This is a genomic window from Aliterella sp. E5.1, from assembly GCF_057473825.1.
Window position 1 is genome coordinate 1 of record NZ_JBYCCV010000522.1, and the last position, 1,025, is coordinate 1,025.

The 1,025-nt window shown below is 37.4% G+C and carries 2 protein-coding genes; both read right to left on the reverse strand.

Annotated features, from left to right (window positions below; all coding sequences use genetic code 11):
* Positions 1 to 10: 10 nt before the first annotated feature.
* A complete protein-coding gene (locus AC2VE5_RS28735) occupies positions 11 to 277 on the reverse strand; it encodes a transposase (protein WP_486890915.1) in 267 nt (88 codons plus the stop codon).
* 25 nt (positions 278 to 302) lie between these two features.
* Positions 303 to 968, reverse strand: a complete 666-nt coding sequence (locus AC2VE5_RS28740) for an IS630 family transposase (protein WP_486890916.1) — start codon at positions 966 to 968, stop codon at positions 303 to 305.
* Positions 969 to 1,025 lie beyond the last annotated feature (57 nt).

Consider the following 1,025-nt stretch of genomic DNA (forward strand, 5'->3'; position numbering starts at 1 on the left):
ATAGCAATTTTCAATTGGATGGAACAAAATAACAGCAGTGAGTAAACCAGCCGACTATATCTTTGTCTGTGATTAAATTGATAGCTTTATCAATAGAAGAGTTAAGTTCTTCATAAGTACGAGATTCTTGAGTTCTTAAAAATTCTTTCAGTTTTGACCAACAATTCTCAATTGGATTAAAATCAGGGGAATAAGGAGACAAGAATTTAACTGAAGCTCCAACAGATTCAATGGCTGCCCTAACTTTTATAGCTTTATGTGCAGGTAAATTATCCATGACTACACAAGCTCCTGACCAAAGTTCAGCGTCCTTGTACTTGGGTAACATAAGTAAGGAATGCTTCTTGATTTGTCCAGCCTTCAAACGTAAAAGGGGCTAAAAAACATGAAGTAGAAATTGCGCCAATCATGGTAATATTTTTACCGCGATTATAAGGACATTTACTGTAAGCTCGCTTGCCTCTTTTAGCTCTAGCATGGCGACGAGTCATAGCTAAATTTATTCCAGTCTCATCAATAAAAACCAAATCTTTGAGCTGGACTTTGCCAATTGTTACCCAATACTGACTTCTCAAATTTTGCACTCGTTCTGATTCGGCTTCATTAGCGTGTAGAGTCTTTTTTTTTCTGGTTAGCTCTAATCTTTGTAAAAAACGACAAATTGTAGCAAGACTAGCTTTTACACCTATTTTTTCGGTTAAGCGATCGCTTAACTCCTGTAAAGTAGCATCGTTATCTTCTTCGACTAATTGCTCTAGTATTTCTATTTGTTGAGAGTTGAGTAAGGGAGGTTTTCCTCCTCCATGAGGATTCGGTTCTACACTTGCTGTCGCTTCATAACGCTTCAATAGCCGACTGACAAAACTGTAACTTACCCCAAATCGCTCAGCTAGTTGCCCAATTGATTCCTTACTCTTGTGTTTAGCTTCGATAATCTTTAGGCGTAAATCTGTTGAGTATGGCTTCATCTGTTAGTTTCATCAAGCTTTTCTCCTTCTCCTACTTTAATCCATTCAATTGCAAAG

Excerpts from the sequence above, each read along its gene's own strand:
- AC2VE5_RS28735 (WP_486890915.1), bottom strand. The coding sequence starts at position 277 with ATGGATAATTTACCTGCACATAAAGCTATAAAAGTTAGGGCAGCCATT.
- AC2VE5_RS28740 (WP_486890916.1), bottom strand. The coding sequence starts at position 968 with ATGAAGCCATACTCAACAGATTTACGCCTAAAGATTATCGAAGCTAAA.